General features: G+C 47.3%; 15 protein-coding genes. 4 read left to right on the forward strand and 11 right to left on the reverse strand.

Annotated features, from left to right (window positions below):
• Nucleotides 1-54 precede the first annotated feature (54 nt).
• The 4 genes from K429_RS0113740 (at nucleotide 55) to K429_RS0113755 (ending at nucleotide 4,369) form a co-directional block, all read left to right on the forward strand.
• Nucleotides 55-348 (forward strand): PG0541 family transporter-associated protein, encoded by a 294-nt coding sequence (locus K429_RS0113740; protein WP_007212108.1) that lies wholly within the window; start codon nucleotides 55-57, stop codon nucleotides 346-348.
• A gap of 155 nt (nucleotides 349-503) precedes the next feature.
• On the forward strand, nucleotides 504-1,877 hold the full coding sequence (locus tag K429_RS0113745; RefSeq protein ID WP_026367246.1) for an SGNH/GDSL hydrolase family protein: 1,374 nt from the start codon (nucleotides 504-506) through the stop codon (nucleotides 1,875-1,877).
• The gene (locus K429_RS0113750; protein WP_369796083.1) at nucleotides 1,831-2,901 is read left to right on the forward strand and encodes an SGNH/GDSL hydrolase family protein; all 1,071 of its coding nucleotides are present in this window, start codon (nucleotides 1,831-1,833) and stop codon (nucleotides 2,899-2,901) included. Before K429_RS0113745 ends, K429_RS0113750 begins: the two co-directional genes overlap by 47 nt.
• Complete coding sequence (locus K429_RS0113755; protein WP_022210384.1) at nucleotides 2,882-4,369, forward strand: MBOAT family protein; 1,488 nt, start codon at nucleotides 2,882-2,884, stop codon at nucleotides 4,367-4,369. The genes K429_RS0113750 and K429_RS0113755 overlap by 20 nt, the downstream gene beginning before the upstream one ends.
• Nucleotides 4,370-4,402: 33 nt before the next feature.
• Here K429_RS0113755 and K429_RS0113760 read toward each other — a convergent pair whose 3' ends face one another.
• The 11 genes from K429_RS0113760 to K429_RS0113810 all read right to left on the reverse strand — a co-directional run bounded on the left by K429_RS0113760 (nucleotide 4,403) and on the right by K429_RS0113810 (nucleotide 20,483).
• A complete protein-coding gene (locus K429_RS0113760) occupies nucleotides 4,403-6,733 on the reverse strand; it encodes a glycoside hydrolase family 20 protein (protein ID WP_026367248.1) in 2,331 nt (776 codons plus the stop codon).
• A 101-nt stretch (nucleotides 6,734-6,834) separates the two neighbouring features.
• The gene (locus tag K429_RS0113765) at nucleotides 6,835-8,385 is read right to left on the reverse strand and encodes a family 20 glycosylhydrolase (RefSeq protein ID WP_026367249.1); all 1,551 of its coding nucleotides are present in this window, start codon (nucleotides 8,383-8,385) and stop codon (nucleotides 6,835-6,837) included.
• Between the two features lie 12 nt (nucleotides 8,386-8,397).
• A complete protein-coding gene (locus K429_RS0113770; RefSeq protein ID WP_007212115.1) occupies nucleotides 8,398-9,165 on the reverse strand; it encodes a glucosamine-6-phosphate deaminase in 768 nt (255 codons plus the stop codon).
• Nucleotides 9,162-10,358: an N-acetylglucosamine-6-phosphate deacetylase gene (nagA, locus tag K429_RS0113775; protein WP_026367250.1), complete on the reverse strand. Its 1,197-nt coding sequence runs from the start codon at nucleotides 10,356-10,358 to the stop codon at nucleotides 9,162-9,164. Before nagA ends, K429_RS0113770 begins: the two co-directional genes overlap by 4 nt.
• Entirely contained in the window at nucleotides 10,334-11,665 is a 1,332-nt protein-coding gene (locus K429_RS0113780) for a sugar MFS transporter (protein ID WP_007212117.1), read from the reverse strand. Before K429_RS0113780 ends, nagA begins: the two co-directional genes overlap by 25 nt.
• Nucleotides 11,666-11,671: 6 nt before the next feature.
• Nucleotides 11,672-12,793, reverse strand: a complete 1,122-nt coding sequence (locus K429_RS0113785; protein WP_026367251.1) for an acyltransferase family protein — start codon at nucleotides 12,791-12,793, stop codon at nucleotides 11,672-11,674.
• Nucleotides 12,794-13,035: 242 nt separating this feature from the next.
• A complete protein-coding gene (locus tag K429_RS0113790; RefSeq protein WP_022210388.1) occupies nucleotides 13,036-14,073 on the reverse strand; it encodes a glycoside hydrolase family 18 protein in 1,038 nt (345 codons plus the stop codon).
• A 16-nt stretch (nucleotides 14,074-14,089) separates the two neighbouring features.
• Entirely contained in the window at nucleotides 14,090-14,443 is a 354-nt protein-coding gene (locus K429_RS0113795) for a PKD-like domain-containing protein (RefSeq protein WP_026367252.1), read from the reverse strand.
• Nucleotides 14,444-14,473: 30 nt separating this feature from the next.
• Nucleotides 14,474-16,063 (reverse strand): SusD/RagB family nutrient-binding outer membrane lipoprotein, encoded by a 1,590-nt coding sequence (locus K429_RS0113800; RefSeq protein ID WP_007219588.1) that lies wholly within the window; start codon nucleotides 16,061-16,063, stop codon nucleotides 14,474-14,476.
• A gap of 13 nt (nucleotides 16,064-16,076) precedes the next feature.
• Complete coding sequence (locus tag K429_RS0113805) at nucleotides 16,077-19,232, reverse strand: SusC/RagA family TonB-linked outer membrane protein (protein WP_026367253.1); 3,156 nt, start codon at nucleotides 19,230-19,232, stop codon at nucleotides 16,077-16,079.
• A gap of 54 nt (nucleotides 19,233-19,286) precedes the next feature.
• Complete coding sequence (locus K429_RS0113810; protein ID WP_007219590.1) at nucleotides 19,287-20,483, reverse strand: DNA-binding transcriptional regulator; 1,197 nt, start codon at nucleotides 20,481-20,483, stop codon at nucleotides 19,287-19,289.
• Nucleotides 20,484-20,531: the final 48 nt, after the last annotated feature.

The following is a 20,531-nucleotide window of genomic DNA, read 5'->3' on the forward strand; positions in this document are numbered from 1 at the left end:
TTCGGTCTTTATCGTTTTGTGGTTCATAGATCATAATCATAAATCATAAATCAAATGAAATCCGTATTTATAACATTCGACCAGGCGTTCTTTGAGCGCATTATGGCGTTACTCGACCGTCAGGGTTGCCGTGGATTCAGCTATTGGCAGCAAGTGCAGGGACGTGGCAGCAAGACGGGAGAGCCGCATTATGGCAGTCACGCATGGCCCAGTATGTGCTCTGCTATTATTACTATTGTAGACGAAGCTAAAGTTGACCCGTTGCTCGATGCGCTCCATCGGATGGACGAAGAGACGCAGCAACTCGGTCTCCGGGCATTCGTCTGGAATATCGAGAAGACTATATAGTTTACGCAAGACGCCCGCATAGCCTGTGCAAGACCGTCGCATAGGGTAGTGGAGGCGTTCACTAATAACTTGATAGAGGGAAATCTTACAAAACGTGAAGATTTCCCTCTCTTTTTATGTCTTTTCTCTATCTTTGCAAATCCTTTATGGACAACATGGAAAAGAATTATCTGAAATATACTTGCATTTGGGCATTGATTATATTGGCGGGCTTGTTACTGATGTACTTCCTGCCCGCTTTTACGGTAGGTGAACACGTAATGAGGCGTGTCGACTTGCTGGGTGACGTGCGTACTCAGAAAGATATTGCGGAAGAACCGGACAGTTTGCTTCCGCCTCCGCCGAAGGTGAAACCTGCATTTGTGGATACCTGCCGTGCGGGTATGACGTGCATTGAAGACTACAGCGACTCTACTCTGCGTGGCATGACACCTTTTTACCGGGCTTTGGATGAATTGGCACAGCGTCCCCGTCAGGTACGTATTGCCGTTTTCGGAGATTCCTTCATTGAAGCGGATATTCTTACTGCGGATTTGCGTAATATGTTGCAGGATAAATATGGTGGTTGCGGAGTAGGTTTTGTTACCATTACTTCTATGACCAGCGGATTCCGCCCTACCGTGCGGCATTCGTTTGGTGGTTGGCAAAGCCATTCTGTAATGGATTCTACTTTCTTTGATCGCAAGAAGCAAGGTATTTCCGGACATTACTTTGTTCCCCGTCCCGGTGCTTATGTGGAACTGAAGGGACAGAATAAATATGCTTCCCATCTGGATACCTGTGAACAGGCTTCTATCTTCTTTTATAGTAAAGGAGAAGTCACCCTTTCTGTGAATGTCAACCGGAACGAAAAGCAAACCCGTACTTTCCTGGCTACAGATGATTTGCAGGAAATGCAAGTGGATGGAAACATCGGTTCTGTCCGTTGGACGGTTGATGAGGCGGACTCTACCTTATTCTATGGTTTGGCTATGGATGGTAAAAAAGGAATTATCCTGGATAATTTCTCTTTGCGCGGCAGTTCGGGCTTATCCTTGCGTTCTATTCCTGTGTGGATGATGCACGAATTTAATGAGCAGCGTCCTTACGATCTGATTATCTTGCAATATGGATTGAACGTTGCTACTGAACGTGGGCGGAATTATGACAAATACATTGCAGGTATGCAGACTACTATTGATCATTTGAAGGATGCATTTCCACAAGCAGGTATCTTGATAGTCAGCGTAGGTGACCGGGATTATAAGACGGAAGATGGCACTCTACGCACAATGCCCGGCATTAAAAATCTGGTGCGTTACCAACAAAATCTGGCGGCGGATAACGACATTGCTTTCTGGAATATGTTCGAAGCAATGGGAGGAGAGGGAAGCATGGCGAATCTGGTACATGCCAAGCCTTCTTTGGCGAATTATGACTATACGCATATTAATTTCCGGGGAGGTAAGCACCTGGCAGGCCTACTTTATGAAGCGCTTGTGTATGGAAAGGAACAGTACGACAGGAGGAGGGCTTATGAAGCGGAATAATGTAAATAGGGTTCTATTGAACGATTTTTTAGGCGCGGATTACGCGGATTACACGGATTACAGTGTAGATACGAATACTCTAAATGTAACTTTCTTGAGACAAAAGAATCCGTGTAATCCGCGTAATCCGCGCCTAAAATTTTCTTATATACTAATATTCTTTCTTCTATGCTTTTTTCCGCTTCATGCCCAGGACCCTATTCCATCCTGCCCTCTAATTAATAAAGTCACAGCAAATTGTGACACACTCCGTTCTTATTCCCAGCGTACGGATACTGTTGCTGTTCCTCAAATAGCTTTTCCTTCCGGCTTTCAGCAACTTGGTGAAAATGAGTTGACGGATAGCCTTGGCATCCTCAATCCTTTTTGGGAAAAGTTGCGTTTGTTACATGCCGGCTTTTCTACAGATACCATCCGTATCGTACATATCGGTGACAGCCATATCCGTGGACGTATCTTGCCCCGTACCACCGGAACGCTGCTGACAGAAACTTTTGGTGCTATCTCTTATACCGATATGGGTATCAATGGCGCTTTTTGTACCACCTTTACCCGTCCCGACCGTATTTCTGATATTGCCGCCCTGCATCCTGACCTGGTTATACTGTCTTTCGGAACGAACGAAAGCCATAACCGACGTTATAACACCCTGTTACACTACCGACAAATGGATGAACTGGTGCGTATGCTTCGCGACAGTCTGCCCAATGTACCCTTACTGATGACAACTCCTCCCGGTTCCTACGACAGCTTCCGGAAAAGTCGTCGCCGCCGCACCTATTCCATTAATCCCCGTACTGCTATTGCCGTAGAAACCATGCGTCGCTTTGCTGATGACAACGGTCTTGCAGTGTGGGATATGTACGAAGCGGTGGGAGGGAGACAGCGTGCTTGTTTGAACTGGCAGGAAGCAAAATTGATGCGTCCGGACCATGTACATTATCTTCCCGAAGGATATGTGCTGCAAGGTGAATTGTTTTATCAAGCTCTTTTAAAAGCCTATAATGATTATGTGGGATATTGACTTTAACCGTCTGCGAGACGTATTCGTTTATGACCCGCAAGCGCCGATGATATTCAGTAGCGGTATTTTCTTGTGGTTGTTTGCAGCATTTATACTGGTTTATCTGCTGTTGCAACGCCGTCTGACTGCACGCTTGTTGTTTGTTACCGCATTCTCCTATTATTTTTATTATAAAAGTAGCGGAACTTACTTTTTCCTGCTGGCACTTGTCACGGTAAGCGATTTCTTTATTGCTCGTTTTATGGCAGGTACTTCCGTAGGCTGGAAACGTAAGGCAAGTGTTGTGCTTAGCCTTGCTATTAATCTTGGTTTGCTTGCATACTTCAAATATACTAATTTTCTGGGAGATGTCTTCGCTTCGCTGCTAGGCGGCACGTTCCATCATTACGATATATTCCTCCCTGTGGGTATTTCTTTCTTTACTTTCCAGTCACTTAGCTATACCATCGATGTTTATCGCAAAGATATAACCCCTCTTACTAATTTGCTGGATTATGCTTTTTACGTATCCTTCTTCCCACAATTGGTGGCAGGTCCTATTGTACGTGCCCGTGACTTTATCCCACAGATACGCCGTCCTTTGTTCGTATCCCATGAGATGTTCGGAAGGGGGATATTCCTGATTGCAAGCGGTCTGTTCAAGAAAGCGATTATTTCGGATTATATCAGTGTGAACTTTGTAGAACGTATTTTTGATAATCCTACGCTCTATTCCGGAGTAGAGAATCTGATGGGTGTTTATGGATATGCCTTGCAAATCTATTGCGACTTTTCCGGATACAGTGATATGGCTATCGGAATAGCCTTGTTGTTAGGTTTTCATTTTAATAAGAACTTTGACTCTCCTTATAAGTCCGCTTCTATTACGGAGTTTTGGCGGCGATGGCACATTTCGCTTTCCAGTTGGCTGAAAGATTATCTCTATATATCTTTGGGTGGAAACCGGAAAGGAAAGATTCGCCAGTATGCCAATCTTGTCATTACCATGTTTTTGGGTGGTTTGTGGCATGGCGCTTCCTGGAATTTTGTCGTTTGGGGATTGTTCCATGGCATTGCTTTGGCGGCACATAAATTCTGGATGACGTTGACTGGAAGAAAGAAGGGAGAAGAAAGCCACGGCATCCGCCGTTTCTTCGGTATACTGATCACATTCCACTTTGTTTGTTTCTGCTGGATATTCTTCCGTAATGCGGACTTTTCCACTTCTTTGGATATGATCAAACAGATCTGTACCACTTTCCGTCCGCAACTTTTCCCACAACTGATTGCAGGCTATTGGGAAGTGTTTGCACTGATGGCATTGGGTTTCTTTCTGCATTTCTGCCCTGATCGTTGGGAGAACGCTTGCTGTAAAACAGTAACCCGCCTTCCCCTTATGGGAAAGGCGGTTCTGATGCTTGCTTTAATTTACTTGGTAATCCAGATGAAGAGTACGGAGATTCAGCCTTTCATTTATTTCCAGTTCTAAAGTTTCTCCTCTCCCTCCATTGGGGAGAGGTTTCTAATCCACCTCTATTTCGTCAATGAACATATAAGCAGCTTTTCCTTCGCCTGCATGTCCTTTCGGCAGGGCAGGGCTGCGCTTGATGACAACTTTCACATACCGTGCTTTCACCGGATCGAAAGTTATCTCATAGTTTTCCACACCTTTCTTATCAATGTTTGTTTCTGCCGGAATATCCTTAACGGCTACTTCGCGGAACTCTTTGTTATCGTCAGATACAGAGACTACCAACCCTGTACTTCCCATAATCCAGGCACTCATATCGACAATGGCGTTCGTAGCTACCCGTTTGATTTCTGTTTCCTGTCCCAGGTCGATGATGGCTTCCACATCACCACCTACAAAGCCTAACCAGGCTCCGGTGGCATAGCTATCATTTCCCTTCATACCATCTACTAAGGTGATAGCACCTCCGAATTTATATTTTTCCGAAGGCTGGAAGGTCAGTTCGATAGGGCAATATGTAGCCTTATTGAAAGAAATCTTTTTATTCACCACTTTACTCTTTCCTTCCGGGCGGATAACCACTGCCTGGAAATCTGCTGTTTCAGTAATGGCAACAGGCTCTGTGTATTTCAATGAAGCTGTAGTCGGTTCGGTCCCATCTAATGTATAATAAATAGGAGCGTCATCAATAGTACTCAATGTGACTACTACCGCTTTCTTGGCAACATCCGGTGTGAAGTCGACCTTCAAATCGAATACATGCTTGGCATAGTTGAAGCCATCTCTTTGATAGAACTTCATCAGGCGAGCCAGGCGTTTAGTGAAATCTTTGAAATCTTTCTTTTCGGGTTGCGTCCATTGTACTTCGGCAAGGGCAGCCATACGGGGTAATACCATGTATTCCACATGTTCGGTGGTAGTTATGTACTCTGTCCATAAGTTGGCTTGGGCACCAATAATATGTTTTTTCTGTTCTTCATTCAGATCGAAAGTAGGATCCAGACTATACACCTTTTCTATGGGTACATATCCACCGATACCCAGCGGTTCATCCTTGGTGTCTGCCGTCTGATAATAATCGAAATAACAATAGGTATTGGGCGTCATAATTACATCATGTCCCATTTGTGCCGCTTCTATGCCTCCGGATGCTCCGCGCCATGACATTACTGTCGCATTGGGGGCTACATCGCCTTCCAGAATTTCGTCCCAGCCGATAATCCGGCGTCCCTTGCTGTTCAGGAACTTCTCGATACGTGTCATGCAATAACTTTGCAGGCGATCTTCTGCGGTATGTTTTTTATCAGCTTTCAGCCCTTCCGCTTTGATACGTGCCTGGCATTTCGGACATTTTTCCCAACGGGTACGTGGAGCTTCATCGCCACCGATATGTACATATTCTGATGGGAATATTTCGATGATTTCACTCATTACGTCTTCCAGGAATTGCATGGTTTTATCATTACCGATGCAGAGTACGTCTTCAAATACGCCCCAACGAGGACATACTTCATATGGACCGCCTGTACATCCCATTTCCGGATAAGCAGCTAATGCGGCAAGCATATGTCCCGGCAAGTCTACTTCCGGAATTATCGTGATGTAACGTTCCTGCGCATACTTCACGATTTCTTTAGCTTCTTCCTGTGTATAGAAACCACCATACGGCGTATTGTCGTACTCTTGTGTGTTCCTTCCGATTACCGTACGACTGCGTTGAGAACCTATTTCCGTAAGTTTCGGATATTTCTTGATCTCAATACGCCAGCCCTGGTCTTCAGTCAGGTGCCAGTGGAAAGTATTCATATTGTGCAGTGCCAGCAAGTCTATATATTTCTTTATAAACTCTTTGGGGAAGAAGTGACGTCCTACGTCGAGGTGCATACCGCGGTAACTGAAGCGCGGTTCGTCCTTAATTTCACCTGCCGGTATCAGGACGGTTGCTCCTTTGGCTTCGGCGGGAATGGATTTGCGTAAAGTCTGGATGCCATAGAACACTCCGTTTTCGGTTTGTCCGTTGATGCTGATTCCTTCGGGGGTGGTAGTCAGCACATAGCCTTCCTTGTTTGCAATGCCCGGGTCGAGCCCCAGTACAATTGCATTTTTCACTTGTTCTCCTGCCGCGATGGCCTTTGTTTTCGGTGCGTAGTTCGTGGCTTGTTGGATGTACTCCGACAGGAACTCAGCATTGCGTTGCAATAAGGCATTGTTTTCCGGATAAGCGATGAAAACATTTTCGTTCAGTTTGAACGGATTTCCTTGGGGTAAACTAACCTCTTGGGGGAGAGGTATCACTTGGTAGTTAGCTTCTTTCTCCGCGGTACACGAAGCGCATGCCAAGGCGAGAGCACTTGCAAGAAGTGCGTGGTTAAGTTTTCTCATGGTGTTAGTATTTAATTGATTGTACAAATGCAAATGTACGTGATTATCTTCGAATTTTCACATAAACGGACGCAAAAGTATACTTCCGGTACTGAAGAAAACTACAAACCGGCCTGTCTGCTTAAAGTCCGGTAGAGTTCGTTCATCTTCTCATTTCTCAATACGTTGATCTCTTCCGCTTGTCCGGGTTTCAGATAATCTTTGTTGAGTTTGATGAAATGTTTGTCCAGTTTCCCGGCTTCACTGATGATTTTTTTAAGTTGCGTGGCAAGTCCGGAAGCCTGTGATACATCATATCTCGAAGATTCGTAGGTGAACTCCACTTCTTTGTACTGAAGATAGTTGATGCGCAGGTCCAGCATCAGGCGATAATGTTCGAATTCACCGCCCTGTTTCCGAGGAACGATCTTGTTGAAGTTGCTTTTCAACTCTTCACATTCCTGTATCACCTGTTCTATCGGCTTTCCTTTAGCATCCTTTCCGTGACGGACTAACTCTTGGGGAAGCAGGAAATAGTTGAGAAAGGTTTGCGCTTCGTCCTCCGACAGCCCATAGCGTTGCTGTGCATACTCTTTTATGAAAGTTTCGGCATGAATCGCTTCTGATGAATTAACCGCTTTGCAATAAGCGTCTATCAGCAATTGGAATCCTGACATGGGATATACCTGCCGGATGGGTTGCATACTGATTATTTCCCAACCGTTATCATAGTGGAAACCATAAGTTCCGCTGGTTGACCAGGAAGTTTCTATCATTCCCTCATATCCGTGAGCACGCGCAAAGGGCAGGAAAGTAGCCAGGTTATTGAAATGCTTCATCCACTGGGTCAGATATGTATTGTCGGGTGCCGAACGCAGGGAGGCTGCTCCCCACATCTTTACACCGAGCTTCAGCAGATTATCCAGTTTACCGAAGCGGTCCGGTTCCCAACCGTAATTCCAGTCAACGTAGATGAGATCTTTGGGTAACTCTTGAACGGCTTCGGGGTGCATCAGGATAATATCCGCCCAGATGATAGGTTTCTTTCCCATTTCCTTGACCACCTCGCACATGGCTTTTATGTAGTCAACAAAAAGGCGCGACTTATTTACTTGGGAACATTGTGCGCAACTTCCCAACAGATAAGTTTCGTCAGCTCCTATATGGAAATAAGGTGACGGATGCAATTCTGCCACTTCCCGGAAGATTTCCCGGAATACCTTTTTAGCTTCTTCTATCTTGAGGGGACATACTTGCGACACTTCCTTACTGTCTTCACGCAAATGTGCGTACCGGTCGTGCCTTAATATGTATTCGCAATGTCCGAAACAGTTCTGTAACGGGATTACTTCAATGCCGAGCGAAGTGCAATAGCTTACAATATCCTGCACTTCGCTGCGGCTGAATGCCAATTGATTACACAAAGTGGCATGCTTTTGGAAAGGGAATGTTGCTTCATACTCTATCAGCAGAGTATTTATCTCTTTCTTTGAAAGGTCGGACGCCAGTTCCTTGATTGCCGAAACCGTCATTACCTGTGTACGGCAATCCAGATAGAAAGCCCTGACTTTGAAGTCGGAAGGAGGGGCTGCGCTACGGACCGGAATACACAGGCACAGGAATACGCTTACTAAAAGTAAACTTTTGTATATGGAACGAAGGGTATGATTCATGGTCTTTATTTTTTAGATGGATAAAAGTGACGCACTGTCCCGGTCACAATAAAGCGTCGCATGGGGATGAGTACGTAAAATAGAAGCCGGGCAAGTGGTGCTGACAGGGCCGTATAATGTTTCTTTCACAGCATTCGCCTTTGGCTTTCCCGGTACTATGCAAAAGATACGGGTAGCTTTCATCATAACCGGTATCGTAATGGTGACTGCCTGTTGGGGTACTTTCTCCAGACTGGAGAAACAACCGTCGTGTACCTGTTGTGTGCGACATACCTCGTCCAGTAATACCACTTTTACCTGCTGGGGATCATCAAACAATGCCACATGCGGGTCATTAAAGGCGATGTGCCCGTTTTCACCGATTCCCATGAAAACAATGTCGATGGGATGCTTTTGCAAAACTTCTTCATAGTGGGTGCAGATGTTTTCGGGTGAGGCGCCTTCTATATATAAATAATGTATAGACTTGAAGGGAAGTGCGGCAAATATGTGTTCTTTGAGATAATTCCCGAAGCGTTGAGGCGCATCCGCTTGCAGACCGATGTACTCGTCCATGTGCAAGGCATGGATGCGGTTCCAGGGAAGAGCATACTTCTGCAAGGCGGCCAGAAACTCGTTTTGTGAGGGGGCCGCTGCAAACAGAATATTGATTTCCTCTTTTTCTTTTAATAATTGGTTGATACTTTCGGCTGCTGCTTGTGCGGCATCTTCGCCCATAATCTGGCGGGTAGCGCATATCCGTGCCAGTAAAGCTTCTTTCTTAATTTCTTTTATGTTCATGGTTGTTCAAATAATGTTTCTCCGTTAATGAATACCCGGTTGATGCGGATATCCGGGTCGAATATTACAATGTCGGCATCATATCCTTTGGCAATCTTTCCTTTCCTGTCCGCAATGCCCATTATTTCGGCGGGGGTGAGCGTCATCATGCGCACGGCTTCTTCCAGAGGACGTTCTCCCATCCGGTACATATTCCGTACCAAGCGGTCGGCCGTAGCTACGCTTCCCGCAAAGGACTGGCGGTCGGGCATCTTGGCTACTCCGTCCTCAATGAGTACTTCGCGTCCTTTGGCACGACTGCCCAATATGCTTTTCCCTTCGGGCATACCTGCACCGCGCATGGAGTCGGTGACTAAGGAAATCTTCTCCGCACCCTTATTCTTTACTGCCAGTTTCATAAGCGGTGCCGGAACATGTACGCCGTCCGTTATCAGTTCAATGGTTATTTCGTCCAATAAATATCCAGCTTCTACACAACCTGCATAGCGGAAGGCGTTCCGGCGGGTTACTCCATTCATGCAGGAGTAGAAGTGGGTGATATGGGTAAAACCGTGTTTCACGGCTTCCACCACATCTTCATAAATGGCATCTGTATGCGCTATGGAAGGTAATATGCCACGTCGGTGCAGTATATCACCAAACTCAAGTGCCCCCGGAAGTTCGGGAGCAATGCTCCACCGGACGATATCCTGGCTCCTGTCCAATATCTCCATGTATTCTTCGGGAGAAGGGTTGCGCAGATAACGCGGATCCTGTGCTCCCCTGAAGGCATAGGCAAAGTAAGGGCCTTCCAGGTGTAAACCACCGAAAGCGGCACCCGAACGCTGATCTTTTACCCGGTCGTATATATCGAGGAAGCGAAACAGTTCCTGATTATCCGAAGCCAGTGTGGTAGGATAAAGTAAGGTAGTTCCGTGCCGCAGGTGTTCGCGGGCAATGGTGAGGCAGTCTTCTTCCGTACAATCCATGAAATCGGAATCACCTGCGCCGTGTGTGTGCAGGTCGATGAATCCCGGGGCGATGTAGCCGCCGTGTGCATCGTGACCTATGCTGCCGGGTACTTCATAGTTTCCCGGCTCTATGCCGATAATTTTTCCTTCGGCAATGAGTACGGTTCCCACTCCGAAGTTACGTTCCGGAGTGATGATTTCACCGTTATAAATTCTGGTTATTTGTCCTTTTTCAGTTTCCATAATTCAGACCAATGATTGATTTTATATCCGTAGAATGCGTAAAATATCAAATAAAGGAAGCAGGGAATCAGCACGATATATCCGATCCGTAATCCGTAATGATCGGCTATCAGTCCATAGATGACCGGCATGAAAGCGTTGCCGCAGAGTGCCATCACCATAAACGAGGAACCCAGGTTCGTCCAGCGTCCCAGGTCATGTATGGCAAGCGGCCAGATTCCGGCATAGATCAGTGCGTTGCATACTCCCATCAGGCTCAGGCACCAGATGGAAAGGGAAGTGGCATGTCCGTACATTTGTACTTCTCCGGGAATCACCAGTACACAGACCGATAATATCAGTCCGCCTACGGTGCAGATACGGAACATGCGTTGCTGGCTGGCAAACCGGGGAATCAGCAGGATACCGATGAAATATCCTACAAGAGCACAGGACAAAGTGATGCTGGGGAATATCTTGGCTTCGTGCAGATTGAATCCCATACTTTCGGCATAGCTGATAATCGTATCGATGGAAATCACCTGGGCCGCCACATGAAAGAAGATGGCGAATACTCCTAATATAAGGTATGGGTACGAGCCGATAGACTTGTGGTCACCGGAAGAGTAGGTACTCTTTTCCTGTTCATTACTCAGATCGGGCAGCCGGATGAAATGTATCGCGCAGCCAAACAGGAACAAGAACAGGGAAAGTATCGAGTAGGGGACAATAACCCTCCGTATCAGTTCGTCCAGCAAGAGGTCTTTCTCTGCACCTGCCACACTGTTACTCTTCAGCACTTCGAACAATTCGGTATCCGTTGATTTCAGGATGACGGCGGCAAACAGCAGGGGGGCGATGATTCCGGCTATCTTGTTGCATAGCCCCATGATACTGATACGCCGGGCTGCCGACTCTATGGGTCCCAGTATGGTGACATAAGGATTGGCTACGGTTTGCAGGATAGACAGACCGGTACCTATGGTGAATAGTCCGGTCAGGAAGACGGGATAGGCCCGGGTGCAGGCTGCCGGAACGAATAAGACGGTCCCGGCTGCCATAAGCCACAATCCTGCGATAATACCCCGCTTGGGGCCGATCCGACCGATCAGTTTGGCAGCGGGAATAGACATCACAAGGTAAGCGATGTAGAATGCCAGGGCTACCAGATAAGACTGGGTGTGGGTTAACTCGCAAGCCACTTTGAAGTAGGGAATCAAGATGGAGTTTACCCAGGATACCAGTCCGAAGATGAAAAACAGCGTTCCCAGCATCAGCATAGGCAGCAGATTGGAGGAAGGCTTTTGTTGAACGTTACCTTTAAACATACCTTTTTACAGTTTTATATAAATACGTTTGCGATAGAGAATGTATCCCAATGCCCATATCACCCCGATGAAGAACAGGGCATAGACCAGAGATCCTGCATAATCTCCCAGCAAGGGTTGCAGCGTCCGGTTGTAGATAATTCCCCGGACACTGATGGTTGCTTCGCCCCACGGGATGAATGACAATCCGAACAGTACGCTGATGATCCATGCAACTACATACATGAAAAGCGGATTCACTCCGAAGGCTTCGAAGAAGCGGCACCAGCGCTTTTTCTGCCTGACGTCAATGATATCTATCAGTAAAGCAAGAAGCAGGGAAGCAGTTCCGGAAGTGATTAAAGTGTAGGAAGCCGTCCACAGTTTCTTGTTTATCGGATCGAGATATTGTAACAGGAAACCGGCGAACAACAGAACCGTACCGAACAGGGCGATCTGACGGATACGTTCCTTATTCTCCGCTATCCCCGTAATCAGGCTTCCAACGAACGTGCCGAACAGTACATGCGCCCAACAAGGAATCGTACTCAGCAGCCCTTCGGGTTCGAAAGCAAAGCTACCGCCCTCAGCGGCCTCTTTGATTAAATGTCCCGCTCCCAGCAGTTTGACGTCAATCACCGCAATCAGGTTGTCTGCCGAATGTACATATCCGTTGAAACATTGCAGCAACACAAGATATAGCAGCAGAATTCCTCCTGCCGTGACAAGATAATACTTCTTCGGAATAAGAATTGCCAGGAATGCTCCGCCTGCATAAGCCAATGCCAACCGTTGCATGACGCCGAGAATACGCAGATGTTCCCAGGAGAAAGTGCCGTAACAAAGTTTGGAGAAACAATCCAATGCTATTCCTACGGCAAAGAGAGCTACGGTCCGACGGATGATTTTCAGGCTGACGGTGGTATTGAGTTTATCGAACTTGCGCAATGAAAAGTGGATGGCTACGCCCATGATAAACATAAAAAAGGGATAAACCAAGTCTGTGGGGGTTAATCCATGCCATCGTGCGTGTTGCAACGGGGCATAGACAGACTGCCAGGAACCGGGGTTGTTTACCAGTATCATTCCGGCTATGGTAATCCCTCTTATTACATCGAGTGCAAGTAATCTATTGTTTGGGGCCGACATAAGTGCTGAATGTTTTGATTATTAATAGTTTGGATGCTCTTCATTAAATGAAAACACCCGGATGCTTTATTCTACTCTTGCAAAAGGTGGCATCTTTTGTAGCAAAAGATGCCATCTTTAACATCGTAAGATGCCACCTTTCGTTGCAAAAGATGCCATCTTTTGCATGTGATGTTTTATTGCTTCATATCCTTTCCTTTAATGAAACAGGTCTTCGGAATATGGCTTCTGCAAGAGGATGCTTAATGTTCGGTGAAAGCGTCATAGAGCACCTGAAGCAGACTCTCTTCTTTGTTGGGAGAATCGTGCGAGATAGCCCATATCATGATACCTCCGTAACCGTTGTCATTTACATACCCGGCTTTGGCACGCATGGTTGGTTTGCCGTTGTAGAAGAGCAGTCCGATTTCGTCCTTCTCCGTGGCCTGTTCGTTGGGATAATTCGTTAGAATCTCCTTGTACGGCATGTGTGTAGCCCCTACCGGGGTTTCGGCGGATACGAAGTGTACACCGTAGAAAGGCACTCCGAGGATAATCTTTTCTTTGGGTACTCCGCGGATTTCACTCCAACGTTTGGCTGCCATGCGGAAGTGTTCCATGCTGGCGTGCTGAGCTACTTTCGATGATTTCCAACCACCGGTGAAGTCGTACACCATGATATTGACCAGGTCCAGATATTCAAACATCGAGTTGGTATATACATTATAGTTTCCCCAGCCCCCGTTCCATTCCGGATAGTCGGCACTCACGGCGGCAGTCAGCAGTTTGCCTTTGGGAAGTTCCGTCCTCAGTTCTTTGTAGAAGTTTTCAAGGAGGGCTACTTTTTCCTTGTCGCCTTCTCCGTAGCCTTCCGGACCGCCTGCCCAGTGTTCGTAGTCGATGTCAAGACCGTCGAATCCCCAGTCTTCCACAGCTTTCAACAGTTCCTTTTTGAAGCGGTTGCGGTAAGTATCATTAAGCAGTACACCCGCCATAATGGCCTTGTTGCCGCCTCCACCTGCGGATAACAGAACTTTCACCCCTTTCTTTTGCCCTTCGCGGAAGATGGGCAAAAGCTTTTCGATGTTGGCGGCATCAGCCAGGCCACCTTCTTCTGTGGCGCGTCCGAAGGCGATGCTCAGGTGAGTCAGTTGATCCCAGGGAATCTGGTATTCGGGCAATTGTTCATATTGCAGGTATCCGAAGATAATCTTGGATGGTTTCTTGGGTGGTTCTTCCTGGGAGGTTCCTCCGCATCCGAAGAGGATGCAGAGAAGTGCCCATAGAGTCAGATATTTCATAGGTATCCGTATGTTTTTAAGGTGCTGTTACTACTAAAGTGAATTCTCTGAAATTAGTGGTTCCGTTTCGTACCGCTTCAAAGCGCAGCTTGAAACTTCCGGTCTGGGTGAATGTGTAGCTCAGTGTAGGGACGGTTCCGATCACTTCACCGTCCAGCAACCACTTGACGGACACGCTGCCGTCTGCCGGAGAAACCAGGATAGGGAATTCCGTGAGGGTACCTGCTATGGCTGATACACTTTCCAACATGTCGGTATAGATATAGAGTTCATCATCGGCAAAGGTCGGGTTGCTTGCCGAGTCGTCTTTACAACTTCCCATGGCGATGCCCAGGAAGCACAATATTAGAAAAATATACTTGGTTTTCATAATTTATCCGTTCTTTTTAATTGTGTAAACTTATTCTTTATCCCACCATACACGACTGGTCCAGTTGTCTGTTCCTCCCATGCGGCTGAGTGCTTCTTCCAGATTTTCCTTGTTCTTAATCTGTTCTTCCAGCGGATACATCATGCGGTTGGGGCGTTTGCCGTCCGATTCGTTTTCTGTGGGAGCCAGGTTGTAGAACTTGGTGTACTTGCTCGGCATACCGCTGCGCCGTATGTTAGACCAGGCTTCAATCGGGTCGAGGATATAGAGCAGCCACAGTTGTTTGTTGATCTCTTCCAGCGCCTCGGTGTCGCCTGCATCCAGCAGTGAAGACTGTTCTTCGGCGAGGGCTTCCAGTGTGGCGTCATCGGGTACATTGGCGCCAAACAGGCTCCATTGCTTGATGGCGGCTACCAGACCTTTCTTATAGTGTTCCTTGGCACTTTCGGAAGATACATTCCAATGGCGGGCAGCGGCTTCAGCCAGGTAGAATTCTGTTTCGGCATAAGTCAGGTGCATATAAGGAGATGCTGGATCAGTCAGCAGTTTAGAGGGTTGCATCTTTTGGTAGTGGTGTGCTACACTTACATCTTTTCCATCGATATTGATGGTAAGAGCCGGTGCCCAGGCATTGTAGATGAAATCTTGTGCCGGTACTCCTTGATACGAACCGGTTTTTTCGTAAACAATGGACGTGATATCCGTGCGTTTGCTGTCGGTATAGTAGGCGCCTCCGATGTAGAGAGTGCGCGGGTCGTTGGTGGAAGTCAGCGCTTCCAGCAATTCGTTGGTCATGCGGTAGTTACTGTAAGTAGGATCTTCCAGCATCTGGTTGGCAAATCCGTTGCCCGGACCTTCGTCCAGTCTGCTCGATTCGTGCGCCACATAACAGATATCGCTGTTAGAGGTCATCACTCCTGCCTCATAAGCCGCTTTGGCTTCTTGCTGGGCAAGTGTGGGGTTGACTTTCAGCAGGCGCATGGAGATGCGCAGCCATAAGGAATTGGCAAACCGTCTCCATTTCTCGATGTCGCCATTGAAGTAAAGGTCGTTCTGCGGAGCCATAGCCGATGCGTCCAGTTGGGCGGAGGCGGCGCGGAGTTCGCTCAGGAAATCCATGTAGATATCTTCCTGTTTGTCGTATCGGGGTTTCACGATGTTTTCATTGTATATCTTTCCGGCTTCAAAGTACGGAATATCACCGTAATAATCCGTCAGTTTAAGGAAAGCCTCTACTTTCAGGATGCGTCCGATGGCATTCAGATTGACTTCTTCCGGGTTGTCGGTGGTCTGGCTGACCAGTGCGACGGCATTCTTAATGATATCGGGATAATAGGCTACCCAGAGGCGTTCCATGTAGGCAATGTTCTTTTTGGCTTTTCCGCCGTACTCCTGCATACTCCAGCCGCCAATCCAGTGGTTGACGAATGCACCCGGGTAGATAAAGTAGCGGATGGTGTTCTGCATATATTGCGAATGAGTCAATTGTATGGTCGGAATCAGCAGATGCGGGGATATGCTGGTTGCCTTGGTTGGATTCTCGTTCAGTTCAGTCAGGTCTACACAGCTGCACAGGCAGATGAGGCCGATAAATAAGGAACTCCATTTTATATTTTTCATGTTGATATGCGTTTTAGAATTTGACATTGATGCCGAAGCCGAAGGTGCGGCGTGAGGGTAATGAGCCATACTCGAAGCCCTGTCCGTTACCGTTGTTGTAAGAAGATTCAGGGTCGATGTTGTCTACTTTTGAATAGATCAGCAGCAGGTTGCGACCGTAAGCCGAGAGGGTGACGGACTCGATAGGAGTATGTACGAACCACTTCTTGGGGCATGAGTAAGAGAGTGATACTTCACGCAGTTTCACGAAAGAGTTGTCGCAGATGAACGGTTCGGGGGAAGAGTTCTGCAAGGCTTGCCAGTATTTGGCGGGATCTACGTACACATCGTTGGGCACATAGCTTACGTTACCGTCGGCATCGGTTACGGCTTTTACTCCCTTACCTACATAACCTCCGGTCGGCGCCCAGTCTTTGGCATCTACGTTGGCCGACAGGCGGGCTTGCTCGGAGGCGTACCAGCCTTCGCGTCCTTCCAGGGTTTCTTTGGAAGTACCGTTTACGTGCGACTGCATCTTACTCATGGAATAAACGTCCGCACCGAATTTCATATCTACCAGTACACTCATTGATAAGTTTTTGTAAGAGAAAGCATTGCGGAAACCTAAAGTGAAGTCGTAGTTGCCGTTTCCTAATACGGATACTTTATCGTCGAAAGTAGGCAGACCGTTTTCATAAATCACTTCGCCGGCTTCTGTACGGTTCAGTTTCTTACCTACGATGACACCGTAAGGTTGTCCTTCGCTTGCGTAGATGAAGGCGTTGGCCCAGCGGGCGGCTGCCAGTTCAAAGTCTTTCACGTCTTCGTGCAGTTTCACTACTTCATTATAGTTCTTGGCGAAGTTGATATTGGCATCCCAGGTGAAGTTTTTGGTTTTCACCGGTACGAGTGACAGAGAAGCTTCGATACCTTTGTTGGAAATCTCACCGGCATTGATCATGGCACGGCTGTATCCGGTAGATTGTGAAACTGGCAATGACAGGATCTGGTCTTTGGTTATCTGTTGGTAGTAAGTAAAGTCCAGTCCCAGACGGTTATCCAGGAAACGCACATCCATACCTACTTCGAAAGAGTAAGTCGAGGTCGGTTTCAGGTTGGCATTAGGCACGGAACCGGAAGTGATGTAGCCCAGAGAAGTTCCTTTATTGGTATAAGGTTTCAGACCGTATTCCAATTGAAGCTGATAGGGGCTTGTGTCACCACCTACTTTAGCCCATGAAGCACGCAACTTACCGAAGGTGAACCATTCTTTGTGCTCAAAGAGGTTGGAGAATATCAAGCTTCCCGAAACCGAAGGATAGAAATAAGAACGGTTCTTGGGGCTTAGAGTGGACGACACGTCATTACGGAACGTTGCATCGAGGTATGCAAACTCTTTGTAGCCCAGGCTGACCTGTCCGAACAGGGAGCGCACGGCTTTACGCACCAGGGCATGTTCGGTTTCTATGCTGGAATAGTTGGTGATGTCCTGTAAACCGGGAATTACCTGCGTTTGTCCGGTCTGGATCATAGATTCGTACTCATAGCGCATCACATTGCCGCCGACGAAAGCCGATACATCGAAATCACCGAAACGCTTTTGGAAACGAAGCATCATCTCGAAGTTGTACTGCATCACGTTGTTGGTCATTTCCTTCATCATTCCATCGGTAAATCCGGGGGTATACATCGGAGTGAAATCGGTGAAGCGGAAGGTGTAGGAGTCCAGACCGGCTTTGAAGCTGGCTTTCAGATAATCGGTGAATGCATAGTAGAGGCGTCCCTGTCCGATGAGGCGGTCGCGTTTGGACTTATTGCTCATTTCATTGATTACCCAGTAGGGGTTGATGCGGTATTTGTCACCGTTCCAGTCATTGTAACGTCCGGTTTCGTCCTTGTAGTTACTGGATAACCATTTCTGGTCAAAACTCGGCGCGATACCTATCAGGGCATTACCAAGATTACTCGGACTGTCGGACAAGGCGGGGCGGTTCTGCACGGATTCGTAACTGTAAGTGGCCTGTGCTTCTACGGTCAGGCGTTTGGAAAGCTGGGTGTTTCCTTTAAAAGAGACACTGGTACGGCTCAGTTCCGATTCGGGCACGATATCCCAGTTGCGCATATCAGATACGGATACACGGAAAGCCGACAAGTCATTGGTCTTGCTGAAGGCAACGGCATTGGTGGTAGTGATACCGGTATCGAAGAAACTCAGGATGTTGTTGTTCACATTACCATACTTCCGTATCTCATCATTATAGATATGTACATCCATGTTGGGGTCTAACTTTCCACCCCAAGCTACTTGCGAAGTAGTCGATGCCGACTGACCGGACATCGAGGGACGCCCGTCGCGGCCCTGACCGTAGACGCGCTGGTAATCGTCGAAGCCGGTCAGTAATTTAACAATGCTCAGGTTGGATGAGAACTCCACACCTATACCCTTTTTCTTCTGGGCGGACTTAGTGGTGATGAGGACAACACCGTTGGAAGCTCTGGAGCCATAAAGTGCGGAAGCGGACGGGCCTTTCAGGATAGAAATGTTTTCAATATCATCCGGGTTGAGGGAGGACAATACGTCACCATAGTCGTAACCACCCCATTTGCCTGCACCTTCCAGTTCCGTATTGTCCACCGGCATGCCGTCGATGACATATAGGGGCTGGTTGGAACCTGTCAGCTGGGAATTACCGCGGATAATGACGCGTGTGGAACCGGAAGGGCCTGCTGTTGTGGAAGAGATATCCACACCGGCTACTTTACCCGAGATGGCAGACATTACATTCTGCTCGTTACCGGCTGTCAGTGCGTCATTGTTTACGGAAGATACAGCGTAACCTAAAGCTTTGGCTTCACGCTTGATGCCGAGGGCGGTTACTACCACTTCGTCTATCTTCACGGCTTCTTCCTGAAGAATGATGGTGATTTGGGAACGCCCTTCTACTTTGATTTCTTCTGATTTCATTCCGATATAGCCGACGCGTAACACGGCGTTGCGCGAAGAAGCATTGATGGTAAAGCGTCCTTCTACATCGGTAATGACACCTGTCTGGTTGCTTTTGTCTTGAATGGTAGCCCCGATAATGGGTTCTTTGTCTACTCCGATAACGATACCGGATACCTTGAAATTGCTTTGAGCCAGAGTAATCAAGCTACAGCACATACATACAATGAGGAAGATACTTCGCATTGAAGTGTTCTTTCCTGACGAGTTAGGTAAAAGAATAAAATTTCTCACTGTTTCTCATTGGTTATTAGGGTTAATAATAGTGGTTGTTTTCCCGTACTTATAGTAATTCCTATATTGGGTTGGAGTCATCTGATAGATTCGTTTAAAGGATTTGGTAAGATTGATGTAATCTTCATAACCCAGTTCAAAGGCTATATCCATGATGGGCAGGTCTGAGGTTAACAGTTTCTCGGCGAAACAGGAAGTGCGGTAATCCAGTATATATTGGTAAATGGAAATGCCGACTTCCTTACGGAAATGTTTTTCCAGTACACGGCGTGAAACACAAAGGCGGTTCAGTATTTCTGTGATGCTGATAAGGCCGTTGTTCTCCGTCTCAATAAGTTTCAGGGCACCAAGGACCAGTTTGTCACTTACCGAGTATCCTTCTGTTGACTTTCTGCGTTCAATGCGGATGGGATTGATAACGATATTGAATTGTGGCAGTTGCTTATCCTTCACAATGCTGTGCAGCAGTTTGGCTGCCTGATATCCGCCGTTCTTTACATCCAGCACGATGGAAGAAAGGGGAGGGTCGGACATATTGCAGAGTATTTCGTCATTATCCACTCCCAAAACAGCCAGATCCTGGGGGACTTGAATGTTGCTGATACCGCAGACTTCGGTTATGCGTAAGGCGAATACGTCGTCGCAGGCAAACAAGGCTGTGGGATGGGGGAGTTGCTGCAACCAGGCTTGGAGGGTCTGCTGGTCGGAAGTGGAGCCATAGCGGATGTTGCTCTCTTCATTATAGATATAGGCATGCTGCCCTACTTCGGCGAGGCGGGTACAGAAACCCTCTTCACGTTCGCGTGACCAGATTGTATCACTGGTGCCGTAGAAAGCAAAATTAGTGTAACCTTTCCGCAAGAAGTAGTTGGCGGCCATTTCGCCGGTGCCGTAGTAATCACCGGTAATATTGGATATGCCGTCCACACGATTGGTGTAGTTTTGCAGGATGACGGGGATGCCTATGGAGCGCAGCCGTTCGGTATTTACTTCGGACAGCTGTCCCATGATGGCATCCGCTCCCCAGCGCTGGGCAATATCAATGACTGTTTCGATTGCTTTTTCGTCATTGAAGTCTTCACGGCTCAATGGAATTCGATAAAAGCGCCAGTTGCCCACTTCCATGGAATATCGCAGGAAACCTTTTAATAAAAGGCGGCTGTACGCGCTGGTAAAATCGGATAATAGCAGTACTTTCAGCATACGGTATTAAATTTGCGGTTCGCTTTTTAATTGTTCACTGCAAATGTA

The organism is Bacteroides sp. 14(A) (assembly GCF_000526555.1).
Classification (GTDB): Bacteria; Bacteroidota; Bacteroidia; order Bacteroidales; family Bacteroidaceae; genus Bacteroides; species Bacteroides cellulosilyticus.